This window comes from Mucilaginibacter sp. (assembly GCF_025359345.1).
In the GTDB taxonomy this organism is placed as follows: domain Bacteria; phylum Bacteroidota; class Bacteroidia; order Sphingobacteriales; family Sphingobacteriaceae; genus Mucilaginibacter.
This window is the reverse complement of sequence record NZ_JANYGQ010000017.1, coordinates 288,949-296,486: the sequence shown is the minus strand read 5'-3', so window position 1 is coordinate 296,486 and position 7,538 is coordinate 288,949. Positions and strand designations below refer to the sequence as shown.

Genomic DNA, 7,538 nt, shown 5'->3' with positions numbered 1-7,538 from the left:
GCACGGCAGCCAGTTTCAGCGGTCCATTTGGCGTGGCAGCCGATGCAGGCGGCAATATCTATGTGGCCGACGGTGCAAATAACTTAATCAGGAAAATTACCCCGGCAGGTGTGGTTACTACCTATGCAGGCAGCGGTTCGGCAGGCTCCGTTAATGGTACAGGCACAACTGCGCGTTTCAGCAATCCGCATGGCATCGCCATAGACAAAGCTGGAAATTTTTATGTAGCCGACTACGGCACCAACCTGGTACGTAAAGCCATTGGTACCGGTTATACCATTAATACGGCATTACCGGCAGGTTTAACATTTAATGTTACTACCGGCGTTATTAGCGGTACACCGATGGTAGCCGTGGCAGCTACCGATTATACCATCACCGCTTACAATTCAGATGGGAACGACGTTGCAACGGTAAAGATCACTACCACCACCACGCCCGGCTTTGCAGCCAGGGTGGATGAAACGCCGCTCGACGCTGCTGCCCCTGTAGTGAAACAGGGCGTATCGCCCAACGGGGATGGGGTAGGCGATGTACTGGAGATAACCGGCATCGGCAACTACCCTCAAAACACCTTTCAGCTGATGAGCCGCAGCGGTATGTTGGTATACAGCATAAAAGGGTATGACAATGCGTCGCGGGTGTTTGACGGGCAATCGAACATCAACGGCAGGTTACTTCAGGCAGGCACCTATTTTTACCAGTTGGAGTATAACGACAAGGGTAAACTTATGCGCAAAACAGGTTACATCTTATTAAAATATTAACGCCATTTGATTAGGGACGACATTTACGGCCCCGCTTCTGCGGGGCTGTATTGTCTTTTTTAATAAATTCACATTCCCCGGGGCTCCGGGTGCTTTTCCGGCTACTTTCCCAACTTGGCGCAGCTTTATGAAGCGTGAAAAAACATTCTATTTCATTCGATAAAATCTTTGAGATATTACCAATGAAAGAAAACGCCCTATAAGCGAGTCAAGTCCTCAATTTTACTAAAACAATTTAGTCGTTCCGGATTTTACCTTTTAAAATCTATCCGGATACCAACTTATATATTAATTTTGAGGTGCTAACGGGCTGACATTAATGTTCCGGCCCACAAACTATTCCACCTGCAAACGAAAAACACATGCTGTTAAAAAAATTCTACACTACTTTAATTTATTGTTCAATTATTTTTTTGCCGGCCTTAACCGGGGCCAAGGAAATAACCATCAGCAGCCCCAAAATCACCATGGTACTTGATTATGGCGACCATGCCAGCATAACCTCCCTAGTGGTTAACGGGCAAAAAGTAATCGGCGGTCCAGAGGGGATTTTCACATCGGTAAACATTGGCGGCGTTGTTTATTCTTCGCTGCATTTAAGCGGAACACCGACACTGGTAAAACAGGGTAACGTATTTAAGCTAACCGGCATTAATTACGGGCCGGCTAAAGAGAATTGGATATTTACCGTGACCGGCAAGACTATAAACTGGACTATAGAAAGAAACTCCGCAAAAGCAATAAAGGCAGATGAATCTGCCGCCCCGATATTTAATTTTGATAACATCAACGCCTGGGAAGGCGCTTACCAGGGTTACGGCGGCTTAGCCTGGTTTTATTTGTTTAACGAAAAGTTGTGTACCTACGGTGTGCATACCCGGTCGACGAACTTTTGGAATAGTAAAACCAATAATGGACTGAATATTACCGTTAACTCCTCCGGCAAAAACGTGGCGATGAAGTACTCGCGCACTAACGACGATAAGCTGGCTTATTCCATCACTGTGTCGGGCAAAGAAATGCTGCCGAAAGGAGATACTGGAACCAACCGCCGCCGCTTCATCAGGGGCCATACCGACGTTTGGGCACCGTTTACTATATCGGCAGGCATCAGCAAGCAAAGCATCACCTTAACATATTTCGATTTCAAACAAAAATACGGCCGGGGCGATTTTAAGGGTATTGATGGTGATAAAGTGGGTGCAGTGCTAAATACTATTGCACGCATTGGTGTGATAGATTCCCTGCATTTTGGCGGCAACAGCTGGCATACACCCTACGGCCCTATTTGCCTGCACGAGCAATACATTGCGCAGATGGGCCTTGCTATAAATGACCCCAGCTATTTAAAAGGCTACGAAAGCACCCTTAACTATTACCGCGACCATGCCATTAAACCTGATGGACGCGTTTACCCTCGCTGGGCCTATACCAATGAAGACGCCATGCCCGGCAAGTTTAACAAAGAAGGTTTTTACGAAGCGCAATGGGGAATATTGATGGATTCGAACCCTGATTTTGTGACCAATGTTGCCGAGCTTTATGATATGACCGGCAATAAAGCCTGGGTTAAAACGCACCAGCTATCCTGCGAAAAAGCTTTGGACTGGATTTTAAAACGAGACGAAAACCACAATGGCCTGGTTGAAATGATGACCGACAGTCACACCCAAAAGCGCAGCAGCGACTGGATCGATATTGTGTGGGCGTGTTACGAAAATGCTTTTGTAAACGCCAATCTTTACCATGCATTGGTAAAATGGGCCGATATTGAATACCAATTGGGCAATTCGGCTAAGGCAAAGTATTATACGGCGTTTGCGGCCAAATTAAAAACCAGCTTTAACAAGAGCATAAAAGATGGCGGCTTTTGGGACGAGGAAAAAGGCTGCTATGATTACTGGATTGATAAGGATAAAAGTGTACACGGGCGCAACATGGTAACGCCGGTAAACTTTATGGCGATTGCTTACGGCATTTGTGATAACAATACCCGTAAAAAAATAATTTTGGATGGAATCGAGACCCAGATGGTAAAGGAAAACCTGTTCTTCTGGCCATTGTGCATGTATCCTTATGCCCCAGGCGAAGCAAAACAATCGCAATACCCCTTCCCTTCGTATGAGAACGGCGACTTGTTTTTATCGTGGGGGTCGGTTGCCGTAAAAGCGTATGCTGATTATAACCCTTCACTTGCCTTAAAGTATGTAAAAAACGTGCTGGAGCAATACAGTAAAGATGGGCTGGCATTCCAACGTTATGCCCGGGAAAAGCAGGATGGGCAGGGCGACGATATTTTATCGGGCAACAGCCTTTCTATCGTAGGGCTTTACCAGGCAATTTACGGGATAAACCCAATGTATAATCGTTTTTACCTGGAACCGCATATTACACCCGAGCTTGCCGGCACGGCTTTGAATTATAATTTCAGGGGTAAAAAGTTGGTCATCAATCTTGATAATGATAACTATTCCGTTTCGGACCATAAATTTAAGGTGACTAGCGGCAAAAGCTTTGGCTTTAATTCAACCAAAAACCAATTAACTTATTTTAACGGGAACGGAGCTATTGCTTCACTGGATGCCACATCGGCACAGGGTTTATCCATCAGCATAAAAAATTGGGATGCCGGAAAAATGGAATGGCAGCAAAGCGTTACTACACCGGTTGCTTATGTTTTGCACCGGTTAAAGCCAAATACAAGTTACCGGTTTGAGGTTAACGGTAAGATAATTAAAAGTGTAAGCAGTAATTTAAAGGGCGACCTGGCAATAAACTACGTGGCGAAAACGGCACGTGAAACAATGGCTGTGGCTAGAGAAAACTAGCGAATAATAGCATTCAGTATTTGGCTAAAGCCGTATTTTGCGATTTTATATGTCCGTCGGCTAAAGCCGACGGCAATGAATTGTATGTTGTGACCTCCGCCAAAGCACATTAAAAATGGCTTACACACTTATAAAAAATGCTGCCTCAAAAACATGACCGGGTTTTAACTGCTGGATATCTTCTTTTTGGCTGATGTCGACGTGTTTGTCGACGGTATCGGCGCAGCCGAGCCATGGCTCGATACAAACAAAATCCGCACCCGGTTTGGCCCAAATACCGAGGTAATTGAAATGGGGAAATTCAACAGAGATTGATTTATCGTGATTGTCGCTCTTAATACAAACCTCGCGCGATTTCAGGTTTTTAAACACCAGCGCATCGGCTTTAAACAAATCCCTGGTTAAATACAGCCGGTTATGGGATGTTGGCACGGGGTGGGTTTCGCCGGTAAAAAAACCATCGACAGACAAGGAATGCGTTTCCAGCTTTTCGCCGGTTTCAAATTCAAGGTAATAGTCTTCATATTTTTCGCCAGCATTAAATGGCACCCTGAACGCCGGGTGCCCGCCTACCGAAAAATAGATGTTTTTTTTATCATGACTGATGAGCTTATAGGTAAGCCGCAGCGCATTATCAATCAAATTATATAAAACCTGGAAATCGAATTTATAAGGGTATACTTTCAGCGTGGTTTCGCTGTTGGGTAACGAATATACAGCATGCACATCGTCACTTTCCAACAAAACAAATTCCGATTGCCGGGCAAAGCCATGCCGGCTCATGTGATAAGTTTGGCCATCAACCAAAAGTTCATCGTTTATCAACCCGCCCACTACAGGAAACAAATTTGGGGCATGCCATGGCCATATGCTGGCATCAGCCTGCCACATGTGTTCTGTTTGGGTTTCTTTGTTAAAAACTGAGGTAAGCTGGGCGCCTTTCGCATTAATTTCTACCCGTAAAAAGTCGTTTTCTAAAATGGCCATAGGTTAAAAAAGTATCGGTTGTAAAACTTTCTAAATTATGAATTTGTTTTGAGAAGATATGAGATTTGAGACGTGAGATTTGAGATAGGCTAATTGCAAAAATGGATATTGGATTGAGATTTGCGATAGCGCTCCTTTAGGAGCGAAATATTGGTAGAAAAAAAAATGAAAACATGTGCGCTCTGTTAGGTGCGGAACTAACCGCCTAGCTACAGGCGGCTGTGGTGTACCCACGGCACGCAAAATATTTGAGGTGATTTTTCTACCAATATTTAACCACTACGTGGTCTTTGAAAAAATGGGCGAATATGCGAACAGCAACTAACAATCACAAACAAAACTCGCTATTCACTAATGACTATTGACTTTTCTCAATCATCATCCTTTTTCTTCTTCTCTAAAATAACAAAGGCGCTGCGCTTTGGTGCAGGCATTACTGCATCCTCTCCTTTTACGTATTTCCATATTACGTCGTTAAGGTCGAGGTCGGGTACGGCGTCTTCTTTGGCGAAGTTAAAATGTTCGGAGCGGAGACTGCTTTTATTGTCGGCAACATTGCGTTGTTCCAGGTTTACCTGGGCCGGTCTTGCATTGTATGGGGTAAAATCAGGCTTGCTGGTAAAGCATTCGTACAGGGGCAGGGCTGCGGCATCATACTGGCTCATCGGTGGCAGGCCGAGTATTAATTCAATGGTGCGCAACACGCCGGAAGTAGAATACATGGCGTGTATAGCCTCGCCCTGTTTTACATAGGGGCCGGCAACGAATACCGGGCTGCGATGCGCATCAATATGGTCGGGGCCGTTTTGGGCGTCATCTTCCAAAATAAACACTACCGATTCTTTCCAAATGGAGCTGTGTGATAAGTGCTCCAAAAAACGCCCGACTCCCTGGTCGTTATCGGCAACCGCGGCAATAGGCGATATGGCGCCTTTACGCTGCCCGCTGGTATGATCGTTACCGAGGCGCACGGTGTTAAATTGCGGAACGGCGTTTATGCTCAGTAGCGAGTCAAAATCGTGCGCCCAAATTTCTTCACGCCTGATGTCGGGAATGTTTAAATCAAAGCTTGGTGAAGCTATACAGAAATGATTTTTAAGTGATTTGATATTCGCCTTGCCATCATCGGCAAACTCGCCATAAGTGCGATAGCTCACGCCTGCGCGTTTGCAATAATCCCAAATAAAACCATCGCGCGGGTCGCCAATGTCGCGGGTGCCCTCGCTATCATAATTACCACCGCGACTACCGTAGCTGGTGGGCCAGGTTTTTTCGATAAAATCGGTGGCATAGGCAGCCATACTCCAGTTGTGCCCATCGGCGCTTACCTCGGCATCTACATAAAAATTATCAAGCAGTACAAAATTATTAGCAATGGTATGGAGATTTGGGGTGACCCTTTCGCCAAAAATACAAAGTGAGATATCGCCGTTACCTTTGAGCATATCGCCTAAAACTTGGTCGTACGTGCGGTTTTCCTTGATAATATAAAACACGTGTTTTATAGGCGATTTTTCGCCGCGCCTACGTGGTATTGGGTTACCCGCCTCACCCGGAGCCGTTGCGGCAATTTTATCGGTAAAGGGCGTGTTGGCATAAACCTGTTTGGTATATGTTTTTAGTTTAGCCTCGGTTGGTGCATCAATAATGCTCATGGTGCCTTTAAACAAGCCGCCAATATATTGCTCCCTGCTATTTACAGCCCCTTTTTGGTAGCCGCTGTTGTCGGCTTTTTTAACCGGCTGCGGGCCTTTCGGATTTGCCATGGAGGTAAAACCCTTACCGTTTGCTACAAATATTTTATTTCCCAGCGTTTTTACGTTTGTTGGGTACCAGCCTACCGGGATAAAGCCCTGGCTTTTGCTGTTGCCGGGTAGGCTAACATCAAACACGGCCAGGCAATTATTGTCGGCATTGGCAATGTAAAGCGTTTTTTCGGTGGGCGAAAGGGCCAGGCCATTGGTGGTTGAGCCCGTTAGCCGGGTGGGATAAAGCGAAGTTGATATTACTTCGGTAGTTTTGCGGGTGACGGTATTTATAACCGATACCGAATTGTCATTGGCATTGGCCACAAAAAGCCGGGTGCCTTTTTTATTCAGCAGCAACTCGTTGGGGTGACTGCCTGTTTTTATACTATTTATGACGCCTGTTGCAGTATTATAGCAGCTTACCTCGCCGCCACCCCAGATAGAAATGTACAGTGTTCTTTCATCGGGCGATAATACGCAGCCATAAGCCTCGGCAGCCAGCTTCACGCGTTTTACTACCTTAAGCCTTGTCGGGTCAATTACATAAAGCGCACTATCTTCTTTGGTAACAGTGTATAAACGCGTGTTGCTTTTGTTAAGCACTATACCTGTGGTGCATATTTTATTTTTCGGCCAGGCTGCGCCAAGTTTGATGGTGTCGGCAACGCCTATTTTGTTATTTTGGATGGGATATACCAGTATCTGGTTGTCATTACCGCCCGATGCATATAGCTTTTTCTCATCATGACTGAATGCCAATCCGTACCATGCCTTTTTTATTATCCGCTCATCAAGCTGTTGTTCTGTTTTGGTATCGATCAGTTGGATGGATTGTGTGCTTTGTCCGTTATTGGTAACGGCCAGTAATTTACCTGATGCTGATAACTGAATGTTTAACGGCAAATCGCCAAGTGGCAAACCACGACCGGCAGGGCTCAGTTTCCAGCCGTTGGGTAGTAATACCTGCCCGGTTTGCTCAATTTTGCCTGGTGTTTGAGCTATAGATTGAAAACTTAAACTAATAAAAGCTATGATGCTCAAGAATTTTAGTTTCATAGGATGATATTTGTAATACCAAAAGTACTGATTGATTTTGACGGACAGATGGGCTTAACAAAAAGATAATGTAACGATTCTGTAGTGTACCTGGTTGATTTTGGTTTTAACACGTGCATTTTTAAAAACAAATAATTATTATCCCGGTTACA

At 45.1% G+C, this 7,538-nt stretch carries 4 protein-coding genes; 2 read left to right on the top strand and 2 right to left on the bottom strand.

Annotation, left to right across the window (positions count from 1 at the left end):
* The coding region (locus Q0R52_RS10510; protein WP_295794610.1) for a gliding motility-associated C-terminal domain-containing protein at positions 1 to 767 on the top strand (767 nt) is incomplete at its 5' end.
* Positions 768 to 1,129: 362 nt separating this feature from the next.
* Positions 1,130 to 3,595 (top strand): hypothetical protein, encoded by a 2,466-nt coding sequence (locus tag Q0R52_RS10505; RefSeq protein WP_295794609.1) that lies wholly within the window; start codon positions 1,130 to 1,132, stop codon positions 3,593 to 3,595.
* Between the two features lie 120 nt (positions 3,596 to 3,715).
* On the opposite strand, the gene Q0R52_RS10500 is transcribed toward Q0R52_RS10505, so the two are convergent.
* Together Q0R52_RS10500 and Q0R52_RS10495 are read right to left on the bottom strand one after the other, a co-directional pair.
* Entirely contained in the window at positions 3,716 to 4,582 is an 867-nt protein-coding gene (locus Q0R52_RS10500; protein ID WP_295794608.1) for an aldose 1-epimerase family protein, read from the bottom strand.
* 371 nt (positions 4,583 to 4,953) lie between these two features.
* Entirely contained in the window at positions 4,954 to 7,386 is a 2,433-nt protein-coding gene (locus Q0R52_RS10495; protein ID WP_295794607.1) for a bifunctional YncE family protein/alkaline phosphatase family protein, read from the bottom strand.
* Positions 7,387 to 7,538: the final 152 nt, after the last annotated feature.

What these genes read in the sequence shown, in the direction of transcription:
- Q0R52_RS10505 (WP_295794609.1), top strand. Translation starts at nt 1,130, where the DNA reads ATGCTGTTAAAAAAATTCTACACTACTTTAATTTATTGTTCAATTATT.
- Q0R52_RS10500 (WP_295794608.1), bottom strand. Translation starts at nt 4,582, where the DNA reads ATGGCCATTTTAGAAAACGACTTTTTACGGGTAGAAATTAATGCGAAA.
- Q0R52_RS10495 (WP_295794607.1), bottom strand. Translation starts at nt 7,386, where the DNA reads ATGAAACTAAAATTCTTGAGCATCATAGCTTTTATTAGTTTAAGTTTT.